Origin of the sequence: Corallococcus exercitus (assembly GCF_042231735.1) — a bacterium.
GTDB classification, from domain to species: domain Bacteria; phylum Myxococcota; class Myxococcia; order Myxococcales; family Myxococcaceae; genus Corallococcus; species Corallococcus exercitus_B.
In genome coordinates this window covers 9,802,562-9,826,683 of the sequence record NZ_CP102577.1, presented here as the reverse complement: position 1 = coordinate 9,826,683, position 24,122 = coordinate 9,802,562, and the positions used below count along the sequence as shown (strand labels likewise).

At 72.4% G+C, this 24,122-nt stretch carries 17 protein-coding genes; 7 read left to right on the top strand and 10 right to left on the bottom strand.

The genetic code is table 11. The features are described 5' to 3' along the window. Window positions 1–18 precede the first annotated feature (18 nt). Window positions 19–513, top strand: a complete 495-nt coding sequence (locus tag NR792_RS39530; RefSeq protein ID WP_375757853.1) for a MarR family winged helix-turn-helix transcriptional regulator — start codon at window positions 19–21, stop codon at window positions 511–513. A gap of 6 nt (window positions 514–519) precedes the next feature. On the opposite strand, the gene NR792_RS39525 is transcribed toward NR792_RS39530, so the two are convergent. Beyond that, window positions 520–1,359, bottom strand: a complete 840-nt coding sequence (locus NR792_RS39525) for a 2-oxo acid dehydrogenase subunit E2 (protein ID WP_375757852.1) — start codon at window positions 1,357–1,359, stop codon at window positions 520–522. 177 nt (window positions 1,360–1,536) lie between these two features. Between NR792_RS39525 and NR792_RS39520 the strand changes: the two genes are divergently transcribed. Then, window positions 1,537–2,610 (top strand): cell envelope biogenesis protein TolA, encoded by a 1,074-nt coding sequence (locus NR792_RS39520; protein WP_375757851.1) that lies wholly within the window; start codon window positions 1,537–1,539, stop codon window positions 2,608–2,610. 66 nt (window positions 2,611–2,676) lie between these two features. On the opposite strand, the gene NR792_RS39515 is transcribed toward NR792_RS39520, so the two are convergent. After that, window positions 2,677–3,168: a serine/threonine protein kinase gene (locus NR792_RS39515; protein WP_375757850.1), complete on the bottom strand. Its 492-nt coding sequence runs from the start codon at window positions 3,166–3,168 to the stop codon at window positions 2,677–2,679. A 66-nt stretch (window positions 3,169–3,234) separates the two neighbouring features. After that, window positions 3,235–4,764 carry a hypothetical protein gene (locus NR792_RS39510; RefSeq protein WP_375757849.1) on the bottom strand — a complete coding sequence of 510 codons (1,530 nt, stop codon included), beginning with the start codon at window positions 4,762–4,764 and terminating at the stop codon, window positions 3,235–3,237. A 123-nt stretch (window positions 4,765–4,887) separates the two neighbouring features. On the opposite strand from NR792_RS39510, the gene NR792_RS39505 reads away from it, so the two are divergent. Beyond that, complete coding sequence (locus NR792_RS39505) at window positions 4,888–6,429, top strand: PAS domain-containing sensor histidine kinase (protein ID WP_375757848.1); 1,542 nt, start codon at window positions 4,888–4,890, stop codon at window positions 6,427–6,429. Next, window positions 6,426–7,754 carry a M16 family metallopeptidase gene (locus NR792_RS39500; RefSeq protein WP_375757847.1) on the top strand — a complete coding sequence of 443 codons (1,329 nt, stop codon included), beginning with the start codon at window positions 6,426–6,428 and terminating at the stop codon, window positions 7,752–7,754. Before NR792_RS39505 ends, NR792_RS39500 begins: the two co-directional genes overlap by 4 nt. Here NR792_RS39500 and NR792_RS39495 read toward each other — a convergent pair. Then, the gene (locus NR792_RS39495) at window positions 7,735–9,060 is read right to left on the bottom strand and encodes a tetratricopeptide repeat protein (RefSeq protein WP_375757846.1); all 1,326 of its coding nucleotides are present in this window, start codon (window positions 9,058–9,060) and stop codon (window positions 7,735–7,737) included. The genes NR792_RS39500 and NR792_RS39495 overlap by 20 nt on opposite strands. A gap of 40 nt (window positions 9,061–9,100) precedes the next feature. Between NR792_RS39495 and NR792_RS39490 the strand changes: the two genes are divergently transcribed. After that, on the top strand, window positions 9,101–9,445 hold the full coding sequence (locus NR792_RS39490) for a hypothetical protein (protein WP_375757845.1): 345 nt from the start codon (window positions 9,101–9,103) through the stop codon (window positions 9,443–9,445). A gap of 13 nt (window positions 9,446–9,458) precedes the next feature. Here NR792_RS39490 and NR792_RS39485 read toward each other — a convergent pair whose 3' ends face one another. Then, window positions 9,459–10,058, bottom strand: a complete 600-nt coding sequence (locus NR792_RS39485; protein WP_375757844.1) for an RNA methyltransferase — start codon at window positions 10,056–10,058, stop codon at window positions 9,459–9,461. A gap of 86 nt (window positions 10,059–10,144) precedes the next feature. Continuing rightward, window positions 10,145–11,173 carry an AraC family transcriptional regulator gene (locus NR792_RS39480; RefSeq protein WP_375757843.1) on the bottom strand — a complete coding sequence of 343 codons (1,029 nt, stop codon included), beginning with the start codon at window positions 11,171–11,173 and terminating at the stop codon, window positions 10,145–10,147. 132 nt (window positions 11,174–11,305) lie between these two features. Here NR792_RS39480 and NR792_RS39475 point away from each other — a divergent pair, with 132 nt between their 5' ends. Then, window positions 11,306–12,682 (top strand): cytochrome P450, encoded by a 1,377-nt coding sequence (locus NR792_RS39475; protein ID WP_375757842.1) that lies wholly within the window; start codon window positions 11,306–11,308, stop codon window positions 12,680–12,682. A 9-nt stretch (window positions 12,683–12,691) separates the two neighbouring features. On the opposite strand, the gene NR792_RS39470 is transcribed toward NR792_RS39475, so the two are convergent. From NR792_RS39470 to NR792_RS39455, 4 genes are read right to left on the bottom strand one after another with little or no spacing between them, the layout of a single operon-like run. After that, entirely contained in the window at window positions 12,692–14,191 is a 1,500-nt protein-coding gene (locus NR792_RS39470) for a DUF4388 domain-containing protein (RefSeq protein ID WP_375757841.1), read from the bottom strand. A gap of 24 nt (window positions 14,192–14,215) precedes the next feature. Beyond that, entirely contained in the window at window positions 14,216–16,066 is a 1,851-nt protein-coding gene (locus NR792_RS39465) for a response regulator (RefSeq protein WP_207049621.1), read from the bottom strand. Between the two features lie 34 nt (window positions 16,067–16,100). Then, window positions 16,101–16,952, bottom strand: coding sequence for a diaminopimelate epimerase (gene dapF, locus NR792_RS39460; RefSeq protein ID WP_375757840.1), 852 nt, complete (start codon window positions 16,950–16,952; stop codon window positions 16,101–16,103). Window positions 16,953–16,976: 24 nt separating this feature from the next. Next, entirely contained in the window at window positions 16,977–23,156 is a 6,180-nt protein-coding gene (locus NR792_RS39455; RefSeq protein WP_375757839.1) for a methyltransferase domain-containing protein, read from the bottom strand. A gap of 128 nt (window positions 23,157–23,284) precedes the next feature. Between NR792_RS39455 and NR792_RS39450 the strand changes: the two genes are divergently transcribed. Beyond that, window positions 23,285–24,049, top strand: a complete 765-nt coding sequence (locus tag NR792_RS39450) for an IF-2 protein (protein WP_375757838.1) — start codon at window positions 23,285–23,287, stop codon at window positions 24,047–24,049. The last annotated feature ends 73 nt before the right edge of the window (window positions 24,050–24,122 follow it).

Genomic DNA, 24,122 nt, shown 5'->3' with positions numbered 1-24,122 from the left:
GATGCAAGACGGAGGGTCATGGCACGTCGGGCGCGCAGGGGAAGTGCGGAGCTGGAGGCGTTGGACCTGGGACACCTGGCCCTCTTCGTGGGCATGCGGGTGAACGCGCTGGTGCTGGAGCGGGTGCACGCGGCGGGCTTCCCGGGGCTGCGGCAGGGGCATGGCTACGTGGTGCAGCACCTCTTGGGGGCGCCGCGCACCATCAGCGAGCTGGCGGAGCTGTTGGGCGTGACGCAGCAGGCGGCGTCCAAGACGGTCTCGGAGCTGCGGACGCTGGGCATCGTGGAGCCGGCGCCTTCCGAGGACGCGCGGACGCGGCGGATCCGCCTGTCCGAGCGGGGCCATGCCGCCGTGGACACGACGCGCGCCATCCGGGCGGAGTTCGAGACCCGCTTCCGCCGCGCGCAGGGGGCCCGGGTGGTGGATGAGACGCGCCGGGTGCTCGCCGCCGTGCTGGAGTCGCTGGGCGGCGCGGAGACGGTGCGACGCCGGCGGGTGCGCGAGCCGCGCTGACGGAGGCTATCCGGGCGGCGGGGCCGGGAGTGGACCGAAGGACTCCTCCGGGTGCTCCAGCATCTCGCGCAGCGTGTTGGCGATGACGCCCGCGTGGTAGCCGTCGAGGAAGCGGTGGTCGAAGGACGCGTTGATGTTCATGACGTGGCCAGGCACCACCCGCCCCTCCTCCACCACCGCCACCTCCCGCACCGCTCCAGGCGCGAGGAAGATGGGCACACGGGTGAACGGCGCCAGCGGCAGGTACGCCGTGTCGAGCCCCAGCGCGCCCACGTCCACCACGACTGCTGATCCGAATGGATCCCTGGGCATGCCGAGCCATGACGGATCCACGTTCAGCGTGTACGTGAGGAACGACACCAGCCCGGTGAAGCGGTGCAGCAGCAGGTGCGGCACGCGCGACAGCAGGCGGCGGCCCTGCTCCACCCGGGCGTCGCGGCCCTCGCGCACGCGCGCCGCGGTGGCCTCCACCTCCAGCGCCAGCTCGCGCACGGGCTTCTGGTCCACGTCCTCGATGCGCACGGGCGTGAGGCCCTGCTGATCCGCGCCGGGGAGCACCGCGCACACGGTGATGCGCTGGCGCAGGTAGATGCGCTGGTAGCGCAGGAGCGCGTTCGCGTCCGGGCAGCGGCGCAGCGCTTCGCCCACGGCCTTGAGGACCAGGTGCGTCGCGGTGAGCCGGACGCCGGTGCGCTGGTGGAAGGCGTCCAGCCAGGCGAGCGCCGCGTCCATGCGCACCGTCAGCGTGCCGTAGACCGTGGGGTCATACGCGGTCGTCCAGCTCCCGATGGCGAGCTTGCGGAAGCTCGACACGTCCTGCTTCGGCTTCAGCTCCAGGTGCGCCATGGGCGGGAGCGTGCCCCAGGACGGCGCTCACGGGGGAGCCGGAAAACAGGCGGACGGCGCGGCCCGGCCGGCACGGTGGGTGGGGCCCGCCGGGTTGCCCGCCAGTGAAGCCTTGACGCGCCATGTCCCAGCGGTAGGCTGCCCCGCTTTTTGCATCCTTCTGTGGAGGTCGTTCCCTTGCTGGTTGCACTCATCCTCGTATCGGTCGGGTTCGCCGTGACGCTCGGCCTGCTGCTCTTCGGAGACAAGAGCGGCGCTGGTGCCAACGCGGGCCGTCCCTCGCTCTCTTCTTCCTCTTCCGCGCCGTCGTCGTTCCGGGGCGAGCTGGAGTCCGAAAGCAAGGCGCGCGCGAAGGCGGAATCGGAGGTCCAGCGCAAGCAGAAGGAGCTGGACGAGCAGCGCGCGCAGCTCCAGGAGGTCAAGGAGCAGCTGAAGCAGACCAAGCGCAAGCTCTTCGAGCAGAAGGAAGGCGACAAGGGGTCGAACGACCTGGCCAAGGCCCGCGCCGAGGTGGAGCGCAACGCCAGCATCCAGCTGGAGCAGACCCGTTCGGAGCTGGCACAGGCCCTGACGGAGAACGCCCGGCTGCGCGCGGAGACCGAGTCGCGCAACAGCCCCCGCCGCCGTGAGGCCCCGGCCGCCGCCCCCGCGCAGACGTCCGCGCCCGCGGCCGCCGCCCCCGCGACGACGGAGCAGATCGCCGCGCCCGCGAGCGAGCCCGTGGTGAGCGCGGCGGTGTCCGTGACGCCCGTGCCCGTGGCCCCGGCGGAGCCCGTGCGCCGCTACCGCGAGCTGAACGACGCGGACCGCGAGAAGATGAACCGGCTGGAGCAGGCGGCGAACAAGGACCGCGCGCGCGCCGCGGAGCTGGAGAAGGAAGTACGCCGGCTCAAGGGCCGCGCGGACACGCAGGCGCGCATCCTGGCGGTGACGAAGTCCGAGGCCGACCTGGGCAAGGACAAGTACAAGGCGCTGGAGAAGCGCCTCAACCGCACGCTGCTGGAGCGCGACCTGCTTCGCCGGGCCATCAAGGACCTGGAGAAGAAGACGGGCATGCTCGCGGACCGCACGGAGCTGACGCCGGACGAGGTCGCCGCCAGCGACCAGCGCAGCGACGAGCAGGCCCGCGCCCGCGCCGAAGCGGAGGCCCGCGCCGCCGCCGCGGCCACGCCGACGGAAGCCCCCGCCGCCGCCCCGGCGTCCAGCGAGGGCGAGGCGAAGCCCTCCGAGTCCCCGCCGTCCAACGCCTGATCCGCGTCCCAGCCTGAAGCACCCAGGCCCCGCCGTCCCCTCACCGGGACGCGGGGCCTTCGTGTTTCAGCGGAAGGACTCGACGATGTCGACGCCCGCCGAGGCGAACTCCAGGATGGCCGTCCCCGGCTTGGAGTCAGGCCGCTTCCGCAGCTGCCCCTTGGAGAGCCGCGCCACGGCACAGATGGGAACCTTGTCGCCGTCCGGAGGATGCGCCTCGTAGTAGCGGACGACCACCTGCGGACCGCCGGTCCACACCCGTCCGTAGAGCCGGGTGGTCGTTTCGAGAGGCCCGAGGCCGGAGATCAGCATGCTCTCCACGGGGCCGTCGTAGAGCGTGATGGGGCTGACGTCGTCCTGGTTGATGTCGAGCGCGACGTTCGCTCCGTCGCCCACGCGCAGGCGAAGGATCCGCATCGTGTTCAGCGCATCCTCGGGACAGTCCTCGGGCTTGGGCGTCCCATCCGAACGAAGCCCCACGCCTCCTCGCGTCGTGGTGCAGCCCAGCGACAGGGCCAGCACGAGGGCAACCGGGGACCACTTGCGCGGTGCGTTCATGTCGCGTCGATCTACTCCCGGATGAAACGCTGTTCCAGGACGAGGTAGGCCTGGGACAGGCCAGCTTCAGTCGCGCGGCGGCGGCATCACCACCAGGGCTTCGGTGTTGGCGCGGGGCTCCCCGGTGCTGTCGTCCACGCCGCCCACCACGAGCACGGAGCCGTCCGGCAGCGCGGAGCACGTGTGCCACACGCGCGGCTGCGGCATCAGCGGCAGGCCCAGCACGGTGGGCTGCGAGCCCGCGTGCGGGGTGATCAGCTCCACCCACGGCACCGCGTACGTCGAGCCGATGGCGGTGCCCCGTCCTCCGAGCACCACGACGCGGCCGTCCGGCAGCGTCACCGCGCAGGGGTTGCTCCGAGGCATCAGCGCGGGGCCGTCGCTCACGGTCATCACGTCCTCCAGCACCTCGGAGGCGCCCACCGCCTGTGCTCCCTGGGATGGATCCACGCCGTCGAAGCCGCCCATCAACAAGGGGCGGGGTGTCTCCTCCGGCCGTCCCAGCAGCGCGACGGCCGCGCCCACCCGGGGCACCCGCAGCCGGGGCGGGACGTTCAACAGGCGCTCCAGGTCCGTGCCGTTGAAGCCGACGGCCAGGACCTCCGGCGCGGGCCCCGTGGTGTCGGCACCGCCCGCGATCAAGAAGGTCTTTCCGTCGTCCCTCACCGTCAGCGTCGTGTCGACACGGCGCACCTCACCGGCCACGTCGACGAAGCGGCCGGAGGCGCTGTCGAAGGCTTCCGCCGTGAACACCCCGCTGCCGTCCGCCGCCCGCCCGCCCACCAGCAGCACGTGCCCTGCCGCATCCACCGCCGCCGCGTGCTGGTAGCGCGCGACCTTCGGCGTCAGGTCACTCCTCGCGCCTGTCTCCGGGTCCAGGAGGCGTGACGTGGGCTGCAACGTCACCGGGGCGAAGGACTCCGCTCCGCCCGCCAGGAACACGCGACCGTCCGGCAGCAGCGACGCCGTGTGGAAGGCCCGCGCGCCCACGTCCGGCCCGGGGATGAACGTGCCTTCCCTCGGGTCGAACACCTCCGTGGTCGCGGACACGGGCCGCGAGCCATCCCCCTGGGGCCGGTAGCCTCCGGTGAACAACACCCGTCCATCCGGCAGCGTCGTCGCCGTGTGCGCCGCGCGGGCCTCCGTCGGCGTCGAACATGTCTCCGGATCCGACGCCAGGTTCACCGGCACGAACTCGCCCAGCCGTCGCAGGAGCACTCGCACCTGGGGATTCGGCTCATCCTCCCCGGCCCACACAGGGAACGGCGAGGAGCGGCCCAGCGAGACCAATTGGCCGCCCTGATCCGGTGCCCCCACGTAGGCCCGCACCTCCAGCACCCGGTCGGCGCCAGGCGGAACGGTGGGCACGTCCTTCGCCCAGGTCCAGTTCACCGTCGACACCCGCTCCCGGGGCGTGTCGAGGCCCGGGCCCGTCACGCGGAAGCGCAGGTGCGTCACCCCGGCCAGGGGCTGGGTGCCGGCACAGGACGCGGAGAGGAGGATCAGGCCGGGCCGGACCTCCTTCTCCCCGCAGGCGGGGGTGAGGGCCACGAGGGCGGCGGCGAGGAGCGTGGAGCGGACGAAGCGCGGTGCCATGCGGTGGACGCTACCAGCCCCCTTCCCCGGAGGGGTGGAGTCCGGACGGCCGGAAGCAGGCGGCGCGGCGGGGATTGCGCTGTAATGCGCCCGCCCCAGGACGTATGTCCTGTCCCCTCCTCCATGAAGCTCTCGCTCGCCACCCGCATCTTCCTGGGCTACGCGCTGGTGCTGCTGACGTTCGGGGCCGTGTCCCTCTTCAGCGTGGCGGAGCTGCACCGCAACCGGCTGGAGATCCGGCTCGTCAGCCAGGGCTACCTCCAGCTGTCCCAGGACGCCGCCGCGCTGGAGACCTTCCAGACCAGCCAGGAGAAGGACACCGAGCGCGTGCTGGAGCAGAACAGCGTGGAGACGCGCCGCGCGCTCATCCGGCTGGCAAGCCTCTACTACGCGCCCCAGATGGCCCAGCGCCTGGAGGCCGCCCGCGCCAAGGCCCGCGAGGTGCTCACCTTCGCCCCCGAGGGCGAGGTGCCCTTCGTGAAGGAGCTGGACGCGCGCTTCGCCGAGCTGGCACGCAACTCCCAGGCCTACGGCCACGCGGTGGAGGCCGTCTTCACCGCGCTCGCGTCCGAGTCCCCCGAAAGCCAGGAGGTGGCGCGCGCCACCGCCGAGCTGCGCCAGCTGGAGAGCGCCATCGGCCGCGAGCTGCGCGTGCTGCGCGCGACCTTGGGCAACCGCATCCGCGAGCGCGTGGACGGCGCGGAGGAGCGTGAGCGCCGCACCGGCCTCACCATCATCGCGCTGTCCATCATGGCCATTGGCGTGGGCGTGGGCGTCACCGCATGGTCCGCCCGCACGCTGCGCCCGGTGCGTACGCTGATTGAAGGCGTGTCCCGCATCGGCCGGGGTGACTACTCCGCCCAACTGGGCGTGCGCGGCGAGGACGAGGTCGCGCTGCTCGCGCGCGAGTTCGACCAGATGGCCCGCTCACTCCAGACGCGCGAGGCGCAGCTCAAGTCCCAGGCCGAGGCGCTGATGCGCGCGGAGCAGCTGGCCGCCGTGGGCCGCATCTCCGCGCAGATCGTCCACGAGGTGCGCAACCCCCTATCCTCCATCGGCCTCAACGTGGAGCTGCTCCAGGACGCGGTGGACAGCGCGCGGTTCGACTCGCAGGACACCGCCACGGAGGCGCGCGAGCTGCTCTCCGCCGTCACCCACGAGGTGGACCGCCTCACCGACGTCACCGAGCAGTACCTGCGCATGGCCCGCCCCGCCCGGCCGGACCTGGAGCCGGAGGACATCATCGCGGTGCTCGACGGCGTGCTCGACTTCACCCGCGAGGAGCTGGTGCGCGCGGGCGTGGAGGTGGTGCGCGACTTCGCGCCCGACACGCCCCGCGTGCTCGCGGATCAGGGGCAGCTGCGGCAGGTGTTCCTCAACCTCCTGCGCAACAGCCGCGAGGCCATGCCCACGGGGGGCAGGCTCACCGTGGCCACCACCCCGCGCGACGGCGACGTGGAGGTCACCGTGCGCGACACCGGCAACGGCATGACCGAGGAGGTCCGCCGCCACCTCTTCGAGCCCTTCTTCACCACCAAGGAGGGCGGCACCGGCCTGGGGCTCGCGGTGAGCCAGCAGATCCTCCAGGCCCACGGGGGCTCGCTCTCCTGCCAGAGTATTCCCGGCCAGGGAACGACCTTCGTGTTAAGGCTTCCCTGCGCATGAGCTTTACACCGTACCGGGACGTGCTGCCCTCGGGGCTGCGCGTCGTCACCGTCGAAACGCCCCACCTGCACACCGCCCTCCTGGCCGTCTACGTGCGGACCGGCAGCCGCCACGAAACGGTGGAGAACAACGGCGTCAGCCACTTCCTGGAGCACCTCTTCTTCCGGGGGAGCGAGGGCTGGCCGGACACGGTGAAGATGAACGCCGCCGTGGAGGAGGTGGGCGGCAACCTCAACGGCGCCACCACCCGCGACCACGGCTACTACTACACCCCGCTGCACCCGGCGCACCTGCGCGTGGGCCTGGAAGTCATCGGCGACATGCTCACCCGCCCCCGCCTCACGGACATGGAGGTGGAGCGGCAGATCATCCTCGAGGAGATGCTCGACGAGGTGGACGAGAAGGGCCGCGACATCGACCTGGACAACCTGTCCAAGCGGCTGCTGTTCCCCGGCCACCCGCTCTCCCTGAAGATCGCCGGCACCCGCGAGTCCGTGACGGCGCTCACCCACGCCCAGGTGCTGGAGCACTTCGCCCGGCACTACGTGGCCGGCAACCTGGTGGTGTCCGCCGCGGGCAGCGTGAAGCACTCGGAGGTGCTGGAGCTGGCGGAGCGCGCCTTCGCGCACCTGCCCAAGGGCAGCGCCACCACGGAGAGCGCGCCGGCCCTGTTGGGCCCCGGTCCGCACTTCCACTTCGTCACCCACGACGAGTCGCAGACGGAGTTCAAGCTCACCTTCCGCTGCGTGCCGGAGCAGCACGAGGACTTCCCCGCGCTCCAGATTCTGCGGCGCCTGCTGGACGACGGGCTGTCGTCGCGGCTGCCCTTCGAAATCGTGGAGAAGCGCGGCCTCGCGTACTCGGTGCAGGCCGGGCTGGACACGTACCACGACATCAGCCTCTTCGAGATTGAAGCGGCCAGCGCGCCGGAGAAGGCGTCGCTCGTGGTGGCCGAAGCGCTGCGCGTCCTCGCGGAGCTCTGCGAGAAGGAGGCGAGCGAGGAGGAGCTGAACCGCGCCAAGCGCCGCCACCGCATGCTGCTGGAGTTCTCCCAGGACTCGCCGGGAGAGCTGGCCGGGTGGTTCGGCGGCGTGGAGCTGTTCCGGACGCCGGAGACGTTCGGCCACCGCGCGGATCAGGTGGACCGCCAGACGGCCGCGCGCGTGCGCGAGGTGGCCCGGCGCTACTTCACGCGGGAGAACCTGCTCGTCGTGGCGGTGGGCCAGCGCAAGGGGCTCAAGGCGCTGGAGAAGGTCGTCGCGGACGCGGAGGGGCTGCCCTCCTCCGGGTCCGGGTCCGTCCTGGTCAGCGCCGCCCGCGGATGATGATGGGCCCGGACGGGGCCTTCTTCTTCCTGGGCGTCGCCTTGTCGATGGCCTTCTGGATGCGCAGGTACTCGGGGTTCTGCGGCTCGCGCTTCAGGACCTCTTCGATGAGCTTCTTGCCGCGCGGCAGCTGCGTCTCGAACTGGGCGTAGAGGTTCGCGAGCGCGGCCTTCTCCTCCGCGGACGCCTCTCCCAGGCCCAACAGCCGTTCAAGAACCTCCTGCGCCTCCGGCTTGCGGCCGGCCTTCAGGTGCAGCCGCCACAGGCGCGACAGTGCGGGCGCGAAGGCGGGCTCCGTCTTGAGAGCGAAGCGGTAGCTGTCCTCCGCCGCTCTCGCGTCCCCCTGCTCCTCCAGCACGCGCCCGCGCACGTACAGCGCGCGGCCGAAGCGCGGGCGCAGGTGCAGCGCGCGGTCCACCAGCTGCTGGGCCTCCGACGCGCGGCCCTGGGCGCAGACGATCTCCGCGAGCCACGCGATGGCCTCCGCGTTGTCCGCGTCGTCCTCCACCAGCTTCTTGAGCGCGCCCTCCGCCTCCGCCGGGCGCTTCATCGCCATGAGCACGCGGGCCTTCATCGCCACCACGTCCGTGGTGTCCGCGTCCTCGGGCGGCACGGCCTGGAGGTCCGCCTCCGCCATGTCGTAGACGCCGCTCATCAGGAAGTAGCGTGCGCGCAACAGCCGCGCGGGCGTGAAGCCAGGCGTGCCCTGGAGCACGCGGTCCATCAGGTTGGCCGCGAGCAGCTCCTCGCCCTTCATGAGCAGGATTTCGGCCTCCACCGTCTTCGTCGCGGCGTCGTCCGGGCTCTCCCGGAGGATGCGCTCCAGCGTGGTGAAGGCCTCGTCCGGGCGTCCCTGCCGCGCCTGGAGGCGGGCCAGCGCGAGGATGTCCTCGTTGGGCAGCTTGCCCTCGTCCCGCAGCGCGACGAGCGTGGAGATGGCCGGAGAGATCTGCCCTTCCCCCAGGTAGAGGTCCGCGAGCTGTTTCTGGATGACCGGGTCGGTGCCGGGCAGCAGGCCTTCCGCCTGCTTGAGCGTCAGGATGGCGGCGCCCGGGTTGCCCGCGCCCTGGTGGGCCTTGGCCAGCAGCAGCAGCGGCTCCACGCTCTCCGGCGCGGCGTTGGCGGCCTTCTGCAGCGCGGCGATGGCGCGGACGTACTGGCCCTGCGAGAGCGCGTCACGGCCCTGGGAGAGGGAGTTCTGGACCTGGACGGCCTGCTTCTGGGCGGCCGCCGTCTCCGGGTCCTTGCAGGCAAGCGGAAGGAGCAGGACGAGCGTCCAGGGACGGGGGAAAAATCGATGGGGCATCGCTGAGGGACAGGGTAGCGGATGTTATCGTTCTCCGTCGATGGACCCTTTCGTGCGCCGCCTCGTGGAGAGGCTTCATGACCCCAGCCGGCCGCTGTCGCGGAACCGGCACTTCCACACGTTCGACACCCCCGAGGGTCGAATGGCGCTGAAGGTGTTCCGCCGTCTGCGCAGCCTCCAGCAGGACATCCTCGCCTGCCACAAGGAGGGCCGCCGCGCCCGCATCAGCCGCCAGGTCAACCCGGAGGGCGACCACCGCATCGAGCTGTGGATGGAGCGCGTCGCGGGCCGCCGCGTGTCCATGCTCCAGCCCGCGGAGTACGAGCTGCTCGCCCGGCTGCCGGGCGTAAGGGACGCGCTGGAAATCCTGGACGAAGCGGCCTGAGGCCCGGCGCGCGTCAGAACACCCAGGGCCCCAGCCCCGTGGGCGCCCCGTCACACGCCGCGCGCAGCCGCGCCTGGGCGTCCTCGTAGGACAGCCGGGCCGCGTCCGCCTTGAGCGTGACGGAGGCCCAGTCCCGCCACGAGCGCAGCACCGCGACGTGGCGTCCGTCGTCATCCTGCGCCTCGGAGAAGTGGACCAGCAAGCGCTCCTCCAGGGCCTCGCGCGCCTTGGTCCACGGCCCTTCCTTGTCCAGTTGGACGCGCTTGTCCCGCTCCACGGTGGACAGCAGCGCGCGGGCGTCCGCGGACAGCCCCTGGAGGGACGGGCGGCGGCGCGCGGGCTCCATGGCGACGCGGTAGACGGCGGGCCATAGCGTGGAGTCCACGAAGGCGACCTTGCCCTCCACGAGCCGCACCGCGAGCACGTCCTTCGACGCGCGCAACATGCGCCCCAGCCGGTACGCGAGGCGTCCCTTCGCATGGTCACGCCAGCTGCCGGTGGGCCGGCCGCCCATGACCTGCTCGACGAGGGACGTGGGCCCGTGGGTGGGCACCTCGGTGATGACGTGGCGCGTGCGCACCAGCTCTTCCGCGTCCCTCAGCGTCTTGATCATCCGTGTTCCCCTCTCCGGTGCGGCGGGTGCCGCGCCCTATGGGGAAAACATTCCGCGCCGGGGGCGGATTCCGGCGCCCGCCTCCTTCACGGCTTCGGGCCTTGCGCCTGCTGCCACTGGCCCGGCGTCGTCCCGCTCCAGCGGCGGAAGGCCCGGGTGAAGGCGCTGGGGTCGCTGAAGCCCAGGAGGAAGGCGATTTCAAAGTGGGGCAGCTGTCCGTCGCGCAGCAGCTGGAAGGCGCGGTCGCGGCGCACGGCGTCCTCCAGACCCGCGAACGTGACGCCCTCCTCCCGCAGGCGGCGCTGGAGCGTGCGCTCACTCACCGCGAGCCGCGTCGCGACGTCCACGGGGACCAGGTCCCCCGTGCGGGGCTGGGCCGCGAGCACCTCCTCCACGCGCTCGCGCCAGGAGCGGACCTCGTGGGCCTCCACCCGCGCCAGCTCCGCCTCCGCGCGGGCGTGGAGCAGGTTGCCCAGCTCGATGTCCGCGTGGCGGATGGGGAGGTTCGCGGCGGCCTCGTCGCCCTGCACGAGGTTGGCGCTCGCGCCGTATTCGATGCCGACGCCGAGGAACGCCTCCACCACCGAGGAGGCCGCATGGCGCGGGTGCGTGACGCAGACGCGCGTGGGGCGCCAGTCCTCGCCGCTGAGCGCGCGGCCGCTGGCCACCATCGCCACGAGCAACCCCTCCACCGGGTGCTTCAGGCGCGAGGCCCATTCATCCTGGGGATCCAGCTCCAGCTCCACGCGCATCACTCCGGGCAGCTGGAGGACGCGCCACATCGTGCGCGGGTCCAGCAGCGCGTGGATGCGGCAATAGCGCTGGAGGGACGTGCGCAGGTCGGGGCTGTTGACCAGCACGTAGCCCACGAGCCCCACGTGCGTGGGCTCCAGGGCCTGCGCGAGCCGCACGGCCAGCGGCTCGGAGCCGCCCACCTCCACGAGCAGGGTCCACACGCGCTGGAGCGCCGTGTAGGGCAGCCGCACGTCCGGCCGCGCGAGCAGGGCTTCGTCCACGCCCACCGCCTCGAGCAGCCGCTCCCGGGCGATGCCCAGCGACATGCCCACCTGGAACAGGGGGCGGAACAGCGAGGACTGGAGCGTCTGGGGACGCATCGCGGGCCAGCATGGCCTGACGCCCCCTCGCCTCGCAATGCGCCCTGGCGCCGGAGGACAATGCGTTGGCGCCCCGGGACCATGCACGCCGGGCGCCGGGGCGCGATACCTCCCTCCAGGAGGAAGCGCCCGATGACCACCGCCGCCGCCACCGCCACCGTCACCCGCCAGCCCCCGGGCCCCCGGGGCCACCTGCTCATGGGCATCCTGCCCGAAGTGCGCCGCGACATCCTGGGCTGCCTGGAAAGCCTCCATCGCCAGTACGGCGACGTGGTGCGCTACCGGCTGGGCCCCATGCGCTCGCACCTCGTCGCGCATCCGGATGCCGTGAAGCACGTGTTGCAGGACCACGTGAAGAACTACACGAAGGACCACATCACGTACCGCATGGGCCGGTGGATCACCGGCAACGGCCTGCTCACGAGCACGGGGGACTTCTGGCTCCGGCAGCGGCGGCTGGCCCAGCCTGCCTTCCACCGGCAGCGCATCGCGGGCATGGCCGCCGGCATGGTGCGGCAGACGCAAGCGCTGCTCCAGCGTTGGGACACGGCCGCCGCGAACGGCGCGCCCGTGGGCATCAACGAGGAGATGATGCGGCTGACGCTGGCCATCGTCGGGGAGGCCCTCTTCGGCACCTCCGTGGAGGGCCAGGCCGGACAGGTGGGCGCGTCCTTCACCGAGCTGAGCCGGCAGATCGCCGAGCGGTTCCGCACCTTCCGCGTGCTGCCGCCCGTGCTGCCCACGCGCTACGACCGGGCCTTCCGGGACGCGCGCGCCACGCTGCTGGGGACTGTGCGGGGCATCATCGCCACGCGGCGCCAGCGCGGCGACGACACGGGGGACCTGCTGTCCATGTTGATGCTCGCGCGCGACGAGGACACCGGTGAGGGCATGACGGACGAGCAGCTGGGCAGCGAGGTGATGACGATGCTCCTCGCCGGCCACGAGACGACGGCCACGTCGCTGAGCTGGATGTGGGGCCTGCTGTCGAAGCACCCGGAGGTGGAGGCCCGGCTGCACGCGGAGCTGGACACGGTGCTGGGGGGACGCGCGCCCACGGCGGAGGACGTGCCGAGGCTCGTCTACACGAAGCAGGTGGTGGAGGAGTCGATGCGGCTGTACCCCGCCGCGGTCATCTTCAGCCGCAGCGTGCAGGAGGACGACGTCATCGGCGGCTTCCGCATCCCGAAGGGGACCTCGGTGGACGTGAGCCCCTACGTCACGCAGCGCCACCCGGACTTCTGGGAGGAGCCGGAGGCCTTCCGTCCGGAGCGCTTCGCCCCCGAGGCCGCCGCGAAGCGCCACCGCTTCGCGTACTTCCCCTTCAGCGGCGGGCCCAGGCAGTGCATCGGCAACAGCTTCGCGATGATGGAGGCGCAGCTCGTGCTGGCCACCGTGGCCCAGCGCTACCGCCTGCGCGAAGCGCCCGGCTTCACGCTGGAGCCGGACTCGCACCTGACGCTGCGGCCCAAGGGGGCGCTCCCCATGTACCTGGAGCGCCGGACCTGAGCCTGCGTCTCAGGGAGGCGTCACGGAGGCGCGCTGCACCTGCGTGACGCCGGGCAGCGTGGGCGCGGGGTTGAGCGCCTGGACCAGCATCGCTCGCAGCGCTTCCGTAAGGTCTTCACCCGGAGCGCTCACGCCGGCCGGTGCGCCCTGCAATGGCGCCGGCACCTCCGTGCCCACCACCACGATGGGGATGCGGACCTCCCAGGCGAGGTAGTGCGCCAGCCGCACCGCCGGCTCCGAGTTGTCCATCAAGAGCGCGCCAATGGCCCCCGCGCTGAACGGACGCCACAGTGGGCGCGCGGCCTCCGCGGGCGGCAGCACGCAGAAGTCCACGTTCAACACGTCGCTCAATTCCAGGCGGCCCAGCGTCCCGAAGCCGCTCTTCACCGCGGTGGGGTCCGCCGACATCGCCTCCAGCCCCGGCACCCGCGCCAGGATGCGCCGCGCCGCGGACGAACCGCTGCCGCAGACAAACACCTTCGCCGTCGCCACCTTCGCCAGCGTCCGCGTGCGCAAGAGCCGCCCGCGCAGCGCGTGCACCTCCGCCGCGCCGATGAGGTCGCCCGCGCCCAGGTTCTGGCCTTCGCTCTCCGTCGGCCGCGCCACGCCCTTCTGGAGCAGCGTGGACAGCACGCCCAGCACCTCCATGTCCGTGGCGGGCGCCAGGTCCAGCACCTCGCCCAGCGCGCGAGGCTGACGCAAGAGCTCCATCACCTGCGCCGTCACCGGGTGCTGCTCCTCGGACAGGTCCACCTCCGGCGCCAGCATCAGCCGCGTGTGGCGCGGCGGCAGGCCCGGCAGCAGGCGGTTCACTTCATCCGACTGCCGCATGCCCTCCAGGAGCGCGTCGTCCATCGCGCGGTTGATGCGCGGCCGCGCGGCGCTGGTGCCGGGGGTGAACGTGAAGTTGCCCTCCGTCCACGCCAGGAGCCGGAACAGCGCCTTCTCCCCTTCCACCCTCCCCAGCCGCGCGTTCACCGTGCGCCCGTCGGAGACGGTGATCTCGCCGCGCTCCGAGCCGCGCTCCAGCGCCAGGCGCCCGTTGCGCTTGTTCATGCCCAGAATCTGCATGAGGTCCGGGATGCTCAGTTGGCTGAGCGAGCCTTCAATCTCCTGCTGCTCGCTCTTGAGGTCCTTGGCCGCTTCGTTGCGCCGGAAGATGTGCTCGATGCGGCTGAGCACCTCGTCCAGGTTGAACGGCTTGCGCAGCGTGCCGTCCCGCATGCCCCGCGCCCGGTCCGTGTCCAGGCTGGACGTGGTGAGCACCACCGGGATGTCTTCCGTGCGCGGGTTGGTGCGCAGGATTTGAACGAACGTGCGCGCGTCCAGGAGCCGGCACGCCTCGTCGAAGAGCGTCAGGTCCGGGTGCCGGAGCACCGCGACCTCCAGGGCCCGCGAGCCATCCGGCGCGTAGTGCACCTGATAGCCCTTCGTGCGCAGCGCCCGCGACAGGGCGCGCACGGAGTCGAGGTCGGGGTCGGCGATGAGGATCTTCCGCACCTGGGCCAAGGTCGCTTGCTCCGCTTCGTGACGTCAGTAGGGCTGCAGGTCGTATTCGGCCTGCAGCTTGGAGATGAGCCCGTCCACCACCGCGGTGTCCGAGGTGTGGAACCCCCACGTCGCGCCCCGCCCCCGCCGCTGGATGAGCGCGTACGACGCGCTCTCCGACAGCCAGAGGATGAACTCGTGGCGCGCCACCCGTTCATCCCCTTCCAGGAACACCGGCGTGAGCGCCGCGTGTGACTCCAGGTCCACGCGCCGGCCCAACAGGTAGATGCGCGAGGACAGGTCCGGCGGCGCCTGCTCCAGCCCCACCGCCAGCGGCAGGTCCGCGCGAATCTCCGGGCCGCCCACATACAGCAGCCCGCGCGAGCCCGGGTCGCGCACCAGCTCCCGGGCGATCTCCACCTGGAGCTCGTCGAAGAGCACGTCCGCCACCTTGCCCCGGCGGCTGGGCTCGGCGCGGTCATCCGTGGGCAGGCGTGGGCTGTTGGGCGTGCCCAGGAGCAGGTCCACCTCGTCCCAGAACGGCAGCCCGTCCAGCATCAGCCGGCGCTGGAGCGACGCGCGGCGCTCGTCCATGCGGCGGCGGCAGCGGTGCACCAGCTCGTCGAAGTCCTCGCCGTCCTTGGGGAACGTGCTGGCGCCGCCCACGAGCGCGAGCGGCAGGCGCTGCTCCACGTCCTGCACGTCCGGCTCGTCGCGCACGGCGGCGACCGCGCGGCGCACGAACATCATCGCGCCGAAGAAGTCCGTCTCCGGCAAGAGGAGGTAGAACTCCTGGTCGCTCGCCTTCGCGATGACGTCCGAGTCGCGGATGATTTTACTGAGCGCCTTGATGATGCCGCGCACCGCCTTCTTCGCGTCCTGCGCGCCCAGCCGCACGCGCACCAGCGGCAGGTTGTCGATGCTGAAGGTCAGCAGCGAGAAGGTGCGGCCGTACCTGCGCGCCTTGTAGATCTCCTTGGACGCGTAGTCGGTGAAGTAGCTGAGGTTGTACGCGGCGGTGTCGCGGTCGCGCAGGCCCAGGCGCTGGAGCGCCATCAGCTTGCGGCCGTTCTTCACGCCCACCGCGGCGAAGTCCGCCAGCACCTTCGCGTCGCGCGTGTGCTCCAGGCGGAAGTCGCCGGTGAGCGGATCCGACAGCTGCGCCAGGCCCATCACCTCGCCCGAGGCCACCAGCGGCACGTACAGCACCGGGGAGCGCTCGTCGCGTGCGAGCCACGGCGCGGCCTCGCGCAGGCGCAGGGACAGCGGCCCCTCCGGGCTCATCTTCTCCGGCAGGAACTGCTTGTCGAGCAGGCCCCGGTACGAGCGCAGCGCCAGGTCTCCCCGGTCGTCCACCACCCACAGCGCGGCGCTCTGCGCGTCGCACACCGCGCCCAGGTCCGCGATGACGCGCTCCTGGAGCCATTCCAAATCCGGATGGGAGAGCAGCTCCAGGCAGCGCTGCTGGAGGTTGTGGAAGCGGGCGAACTCCAGGTTCTCGTCCTGGAGCCGCGCGCGCTCGTGGCGCAGCTGGGCGCGCTCCATGGCGCGGTCCACCGCGAGCAGCAGGTCCGCCTCTTCGATGGGCTTGGTGAGGCAGTCCGCCACGCCCAGGCGCAGCGCGACCTCCGAGCCCTGCACGTCGTCGCGGGTGCTGACGAGGATGACCTCCTGCTCGGGGTCGCGCTCGCGCAGGCGCGCCGTGAGCGCGAAGCCGTCCACGCCGGGCATCACCACGTCGGTGAGCACCAGGTCGAACGTCGCCCGGGCCACCTCTTCCAGGGCGAGGGTCGCGTTCTCCACCGCCACCACGCGGTGCCCGCGTCGCGACAGCAGGTCCGTGGCGAGGTTTCGGAAGAACAGGTCGTCGTCGACGACGAGGATGGGACCGGCCACGGCGCTCGGGGGGAGAAGGGAGGAAAGCCGAAGGTTATCGGGCCCTTGGAAGCGCTACAACGCCTTCGAAGACGAAGGCCACCGGGCCCCGGAGCCGGATGTCGGACAGGTCGCCTGGAACGCGGATGCGCAGGTCGCCGCCCGGCAGGGTGACGCGCAGCCAGGCGTTCGAGGGCAGGCGATTGGCCAGCACCGCCGCTACCGCGGACGCGCACGCGCCCGTGCCGCACGCCTGGGTGAGGCCGCAGCCGCGCTCCCAGACGACGACGGTGAGGCCGTCCTCGTCCACGCGGACGAACTCCACGTTGGTGCGGTCCGGGAAGGCCGGGTGCCGCTCCAGGGTGGGGCCCAGGCGCTCGGCGGCCTCCAGGGGTTGATCCAGGAGCACCAGGTGCGGGTTGCCCATGTTCACCGCGGTCCCCAGCAGGTCCTCATGGCCGGGCACGGGGGCGTTCACGAAGGGCTGTCCGGTCGTCCCGGAGGGCAGGTTCGCGGCCACCAGCCGGGCCGGGCCCATGGAGATGTCCACGCCCACCACGCCGCCGTCGCCGTAACCGGGCTCGCAGGTGAGCACGCCCGCTCCGGTCTCCACGTCGATGAGCGCGGGGTGCTGGCCGGACTGGTCCACCAGATACTTCACCGCACAGCGCAGGCCGTTGCCGCACATCTCCGCGATGCTGCCATCGGCGTTGTGGACGACCATGCGGGCAAGGCCACGAGACGACGGGAGGATGGAGAGCACCCCGTCCGCGCCGATGCCCCGGCGCCGGTCGCACAGCCAGCGGGACTGCTCCGCGTCGATGTCCACGCCCGTGCGGCGGCGGTCCAGGACGACGAAGTCGTTGCCCAGCCCGTGGTACTTGAAGATGCGTTCGCTTGCGTCCACGGGGGGAAGTGTAGACGGCGGCGGTTATTCGCGCTCGCCGACCTTCTTGGGCGCGGACGGAACGTCCAGTGCCGGCATGGCGCGACGCAGCTCGGCCAGCTCGGCCTCCCGGGCGGCGAGTTGGTCCTGCATCTTCTCTACGTGGGCCTGGAGGACCTCCATCTCCGCGGCCATCTCCAGGACGTCCTCCGGGGGCGCGGCGGCGGAGGTCTTCGCTTCCTCCAGGGCCTGGACCAGCGTCTCGCGTTCGGTTTCGAGCGCTTCCAGCCGGGCCTGCTGTTCGCGGATCCGCGCGGCGAGCTGGTCGCGTTCAGCACGCTCCGCGTCCAGGATGCGCACGGCATCCGCGGCGGCGGTCTCCAGGGAGTTGGCGCGGCCTTCCAGGCGGACGCGGGCGGCCCGGGCGACTGTCAGGTCTGACTGGAGGCGCTCGCGTTCGGAGGCCATGGCGGTGCGCTCGGCGTCCGCGCGGCGGACCTGGGCCTCGGCGTCGGCGGCGGCCTGGGTCAGGGCGGCGACGCGGGACTCCAGCGCGGCCTGTTCGGTCCGGGCCTCCTCGAGCGCGGCAGCGAGGCGGGCCTCCAGGGCGGCGAGGGATTCGCGGGTCTGCTCGGAGGACTGGTGGAGGCGGGCTTCGAGCTCGGCCTTCTCCGTGACGGCCTGCGCGAGCGTTTCAGTGAGGCGCGCTTCGAGTTCGGCCTTCTCCGTCCCGGCGTTGGCGAGCAGTTCGTTGAGGCGCGTCTCCAGCTCGGCCTTCTCCAGGCTGGCCCTTGCGAGCGCTTCGTTGAGACGCAGCTCCAGCGTCGCCTTGTCCGTCCCGGCGCTCGTGAGCGCTTCGGTGAGGCGCAGCTCCAGCTCCGCCTGCTCCGTGCCGGCCTGCGAGGACACTTCCGCGAGGCGCACCTGCAGCTCGGCCTTCTCGGCGGTGACGCTCGTGAGCCGGGCCTCCAGTTCGGCCCGCTCCTGCTCCGCGCGCGCGGTGAGGTCCGCGAGCTGTCCTTCCAGGGAGGCCGTGCGCTCGTTCCCGGTCTCCGTGAGCCGGGCCGTCTCCGCGCGCGCGGCTTCCAGTTCGGCGCGCAGGCCTTCCAGCGACGCCTCCAGGTTCGTGGCCTTGCCCGCGAAGCGGCGCGCGGTTTCAAGCTGCACCACGAGCACCTCCGCGTGTTCGCGCGTCGCGGCGAGCCGGTCGCTGGCGTCCACCAACTCCGCTTCCAGCCGGCCGACCTGCTGGCTCCGCTCATGCAGCGCGGCGTGTGCCCGTTGCAGTTCGGATCCCAGGCGCATCAACTCCAGGTGCGCGGCGCCCAGTCGGGCCGTCTCCGCGCGCAGGGCCGTCAGCTCCTGCTCCTTCAAGCCCAGTTGCTCGCGCAGCTCGTTCAGATCCTGCTGCTGACGCTCGGTCCGCGAGAGCGCGCCTTCCAGCTGCGCCTCCATGGAGACCCGCAGGGCGCTGGCCTCGCGCAGCTCCTGCTCGCGCGCCGTCAGGGACTCCGTGAGACGCGCGGCCCGGGCTTCGGCCTCGCGCGCCGCGTCCTGCGACTGCGAGCCCGCGGCGAGCCGGGCCTCCGCCTGCGCGAGCGAGTCCTCCAGCGCGCTAAGGTTCGCGGTCTCGGCGGCGAGCCGGAACTCCACTTCCGTCAGCGAAGCTTCCAGTCCGACGCGGCGCGACGTCTCGGAGGCAGCGCGCTGCTCCGCGTCCGCCAGCGCCTGCTCCAGGGTGGAGAGGCGGGCCTCGGCGTCCTTCAGCGAAGCCTCCAGCTCGGCGCGGCGCGCGGACTCGGCGGCAATCGTGGCCTCCGCCGTGGTGATGGACGCCTCCAGCTCCGAGCGGCGAGCGGACTCCGCAGCCTGCCGGGACTCCGCCTCCGCGAGCGTTGCTTCCAGTTCGGAGCGACGAGAGGACTCCGCGGCAAGCCGGGCCTCGGCCTCCGCGAGCGTCTGGGCCAGCGACGTCTGCCGTGCGGTGTCCGTGGCCTGCCGGGACTCCGCCTCCGCCACCTTCATGGCGAAGCGTTCCGTCTCCGTGGCAAGCCGCGCCTCGGCCTCCGTCAGGGCCTGTTGCAGCGAGAGCACGCGCGAAGCTTCGGCGGCATGACGAGCCTCCGCCTCCTCCAGGGCTTGTCCCAGCAAGCTCGCGCGCGAATTTTCGACGGAATAATGAGCATCCGCGTCCTTCAGCGCCTGCTCCAGCAAGAATGCTCGCGAGGCCTCGCTCGCGAGACGTGCCGAGGTCTCCGAGAGAGACCGCTGCATCGCGGAGAGGCTCGCGGCCTCCTCGGTGTACCGGGATTCGGCGTCCGACAGCGATGCTTCCAGCGCGGTGCGGCGGGCTTCGACTTCCGCGAGACGGGCCTGCTGCTCGCGCGCCGTGGCCTCCCACTGGAGCCGCTCGGATTCCAGTTGGGCCTGGATGGCGGCTTGTGCCTGCTGCGCTTCGGACAGGCGCGCCCGCTGCGCCATGGACTCCGCGCGGAGGGTCTCCAGCTCCGAGCGGAGCGCGGCCTCGTTCGAGCGGGCCTCATCCAACGAGGACAGCGCCTCCACCTCCAACCGCCGCGCCTCGGTGAGTTCCGCGCGCAGCTCGCGCACCGTCGCGTCCTGGGCCGACTGCGCCTGCTTCGCGTCCGCCAGCGAGGCACGGACCTCTTCCAGCTCCCGGGCGTACGCGCGCGCCTCGTCCAGCGCCGTCGCCTGCGACTGCCGCAGCTCCAGCAACGCGGCTTCGTTCGTGCGCTGCGCTTCGGTGAAGGCGGTCTGGACCTCGGAGAGGGTCTGGCGCGTCTGTTCGAACGCGGCCTCGGTGGACAGCCGCGCGGCACGTGCCGCCGACAGGTCCGCCTCGAGCTGGGTCCGAGCTTCCTGCGCGGCTTCGGCCCGGGCGCGTTCCGCTTCCAGCGCTGAAGCGGACTCCGTCTGGAGCTGCGCGAACGACGCCTCCAGCCGGATCCGCTGCGCGCGCTCCTCCTCCAGAACAGTACGAGCCACGCCCAGCGCGGCATCCAGCCGCAGCCGGTCCGCCTCCAGCGCACTCTGCGCCTCGTTCCACGAGGACTCGGAGCCTTCCAGCCGGGCACGCAGGGCCCGCTCGGCGTCGAGCGACTCCTGCAAATTCGTCAGCGCCACCTGCGCGCGGGCCTGCTGCTCGCGCTCCGACAAGAGCTGCGCCTGGGTGTCGGCAAGCAACGCCTCCCAGCGAGCCCCCCGCTCCTGCTCGGTGATCAGGGACTCGCGTGCCGCCTCGAACTCCGCCTGGGTCGAAGCGCGGGCCTTCTGCTCCCGCGACAGGTCCTCCTGGATGAGGGCCGCCAGGGCTTCTGAATCGGTCAACTCCTGCCGCAGCGTGCGGAGCGTGGCCTCCAGCTCCGTGTTGCGTGCCTCCGCGGCCTCGCGCGCCTGGTTCGACTCCGCGAGCCGGGCGCCGTGTTCCCACACCTCACGGGCCAGGGTGTCCCGGGCCTCGGAACGAGCCTGCGCGACCGCGGACTCCAGGGCCTCCGTGGCACGGGCCTCGGCCGCCGCGAGTTGGGCCTCCGCCTCGGCGCGCACGGTGGTGAGCACCTGCTCCGTCTGGCCGCTCGACTCGGCGCGGGCTTCGGCGAGAGCACGGGCCACCCGGGCCTCAGCCTCGGCGCGAGCCTGGGCTTCCATTTCCGAACGCGCATCCGCGAGGGTCCGGGCCGCGAGGGCTTCGGTTTCCTCCAACCGGCGGGCGAGGACCGCATCGGCTTCGGCACGAACCTCGGCGAGCATCCGCGCCGCGCGAAGCTCGGCCTCCTCCAATTGCCGGACCCGCTCGGCCTCGGCTTCGGCGCGGGCAGCCTCAAGGGCCTGAACGCGCAGGGCCTCTGCCTCCGCACGAGCCTCCGCGAGCGCCTGAGCCGCACGGGCCTCGACGTCCGCCAGATGCCGGCTGCGTTGGGCCGAAGCACTCGCGCGCACCTCGGCGAGGGCCTGCTCCCGCTCGGCCGCCGCGTCCGCCAGCGCCTTCGCCAACAGCGCATCCGCATCAGCCCGGGCTTCCGCCAGGGCCTGCGCCGCTTCCGCGACCGCGCGCTCGACACGGGCATCCGCATCAACGCGGGCCTCCGCCAGCGCCTGTTCGACACGAGCATCCGCCTCGACTCGGGCCGCATCCAGCGCCTGGACCGCCTCCGCCAGCGCCTGTTCGGCACGAGCATCCGCGTCAGCCCGCACTTCAGTCAGCGCCTGCGCGGCCTCTGCCTTCGCACGCTCGACACGCGCATCCGCATCGGCTCGGGCTGCCTCACGCGCCTCCTCCAGCGCCTGCGCGAGCCGCGCCTCTTCCTGCTCACGGGCCTCCGCCAGCGCGCGCTCCTGGCGCGAATCCGCGTCGGAGTGCGCGGCGGCCAGCGCGTTCGTCACCCGCTCATCGGCTTCCGCGCGGGCCTGGGCCAGCGCCTCCTCCAGCCGTGCCTGCGCCTGGGCCCGCTCCGCGTCGATGGCCTGGACAAGCGCCGCCTCCACCCGGACGCGCTCCGTCTCCGCCGCCGCCAGCCGCTGCCCCGCCACGTGCTGCGCGGACTCGACGCGCTGCTGCTCCGCCTCCAGCGTCTCCAGGCGCAGCCCGGCCGCGTGGAGCTCCTCCTCCAGCCGCGCCGCCAGCGCCCGCGCCGCCGACTCGGACTGCGCACGGCCTTCCAGCTCCTGCCGCAGCCGGCCTTCCGCCTCGCGCGCCGCGGTGAGCTCCGTCTCCAGGCCACGCAGCAGCGCCTCGCGCTCCGCGAGCCGCGCCTCCGCGTCCTTGCGCGCCCCGTCGGCGGAGTGCATCCGCTGCTGGGCCTCGGCGAGCTCCCGGCGGGCTCTCGCCAGCTCCGCCTCCTTCACCGGCACCGCGTCGCCCGCCGTCCGCGCGGACTCCTGCGCGCGCGCCAGCTCCGCCTTCAGGTGCTCCACCGCCGCGAGCGCCGTCGAGTACTGCTCCGCGATGCGCAGCTCCCGCTCGCGAGCCGCCTCCGCCTGCCGGCGCCGGTCCTCGGCCCCGTCCTGCGCGCGCTCCGCCGCCAGCCGGTCCCGCTCCCGGTCGATGCGCAGCGAGCCCAGCTCATCCTGCAGCGTGCGCAGCTCCGTGTACGCCTGGGTCAGCCGCTCGCGCGCCTCGTCCAGCGTCGCCGCCGTCTCCTCGCGCCGAGCCCGCTCCAGCCGCAGCGACTCCTGCGCGGCCAGCACCTGCACGCCCGCGTCCGCCTGCGCGCGCTGCGCCGCCTCCACCTCCAGGCGCTGCGCCGTCAGCCGCCGGTCCGCGTCCGCGATGCGCTCCGTCGCGACCTGCAACTCCAGCTCGCGCCTGCGCAGCCGGCTGCTCAGGTCGTCCCGCTCGCGCGCGGACTCCACCGTGCCCCGCGCCTGCTCCAGCTGCGCGGTCAGCCGCGCCATGTCCTGCCGCGCGCCCTCCAGCGCGGGCTTGAGCGCGACCACCTCCGCCTCGCGGTCGCCAATCTCCGCGCGCAGCTTGGACACCGCCTCCTTCAGCCGCCCTGCCCGCTCCTCCCACGTCTTCGCGCGGGCCGCGACCTCGTCCAGCTTGCCGCGCGTGAAGGCCAGCGGCTCCGGCGGCAGCTGCACCCACGTGGGGTCCACCACCCGCGCCGGCTCCAGGCCCGCCATCACCACGAAGTACGCCGCCTCGCTGTGCCGCACCAGCGAGCCGTCCACCTGCAAGCCTTCGCCCCGTTCGAACGCGAGCTGGTAGCCCAGCACCGGCGACTGCGTGGCCACCTCCACATGCGGGAAGTGCGCGCTCAGCGCGTCCAGGAGCTGCCCGTACGTGGGCGGCACCGTCTCTTCCGGCTCCACCAGCTGCGGCAGCGCCAGCCCCGCGATGTTGCGCAGGCCACCCACCAGGAAGCCCTGCCGGGCCACCAGCCGCGCCAGCTCCGCCAGGAGCTCCGGCGCGCGCACGTAGGGCGCCAGGTCCGTCACCAGCACCAGGTCGAAGCTGCCCGCCTCCAGGTCGTCATAGACGTTGGCGCGGAAGCGCAGCTGCGGGTGCGCATGGGCCTTCTGCGCCGCCTCCACCGCCGCCACGTCCGCGTCGCACGCCACCACGGTGCGAGCACCCCGCTCGACGAGAAAGCGCGCGCTCTCGCCGCCCGTGGAGGCCACGGCGTCGACCTCCAGCACGCGACGGCGCGCGAACAGGCTCTCCGCGAAGATGTAGCGGGGCAGCAGTTCGCTGGGCCCCATGCGACGAAAGGTGGGTTGCAAATGATGTTCCCGAGGGGGCGAGAACTGTAGCGTTGGAGTCCCAGAAGACCCAATTTCAGGGCCAGACCCTCACGGGCCCACGCCCGACCGACCGGAGAGCAGGCGACATGACCACCCATTCACCGCAGGGTTTTGGCTACCGGGCCCGTCGCACCTTCACCCGGCTGCTCGTCTTCCTCGTCATCCTGGGCCTGGGTGGCGGCGTCGTCTTCCTCCTGGGCCAGCTCAACGCCCGCACCTTCACCGTCGTGCAGGAGAACGGCGAGCTGGTGGTGATGAAGGGCCGCGCCCTGCCCACGGGCGCCGCCGCCTACCGCCCCGGCGACCCGCGGCTGGCGGACGCGTACGCCCCGCTCCCCCTGGAGGGCCAGGACGTCACCCTCCTGGCGATGCAGAAGTTCACCGACCGCGACGACCTGGACCGCGCCCTCTTCCCCCTCCTGGAGAACCTGGCCCGCCCGCGCATCGCGTCCGGCGAGCCCGCCAAGGTGGAGCGCGGCCTCTACTACCTGCGCCGCGCGGAGAAGCTCGCCGGCATCACGGAGGAGCAGCGCAGAAGCCTCCAGTCCATGCTCACCGACGTCGCCTTCTACCAGGCGCGCCAGAAGCTGGAGGACGCCCGCCGCCTCGTGTCGGAAGGCCTGGCCCAGCTCAAGCTCGCCGCGGAGACGGAGAACCGCCACGCCCGCGCCGCCAACCAGATGCTCACCACCGTGGGCCCCACCGCCCGCGACCTGGAGGAGGCCCTGCGCCGCGCCGTCCACAGCGAGAGCGCCCCGGACAACACCCCTGTAGCACCGGCCCCACGGCAGCCCCCCGCCAACAGCGCCCCGGAAGCCGCCCCAACCCCCGACGCGGGCCTCGCGCCCTGATCTCGGGGGGTTGGGTGAGCGCCTCAAAAAGACGGTCCCAAGCCCGGTTTTCCGGGCGTGTAAATGTCCTGCG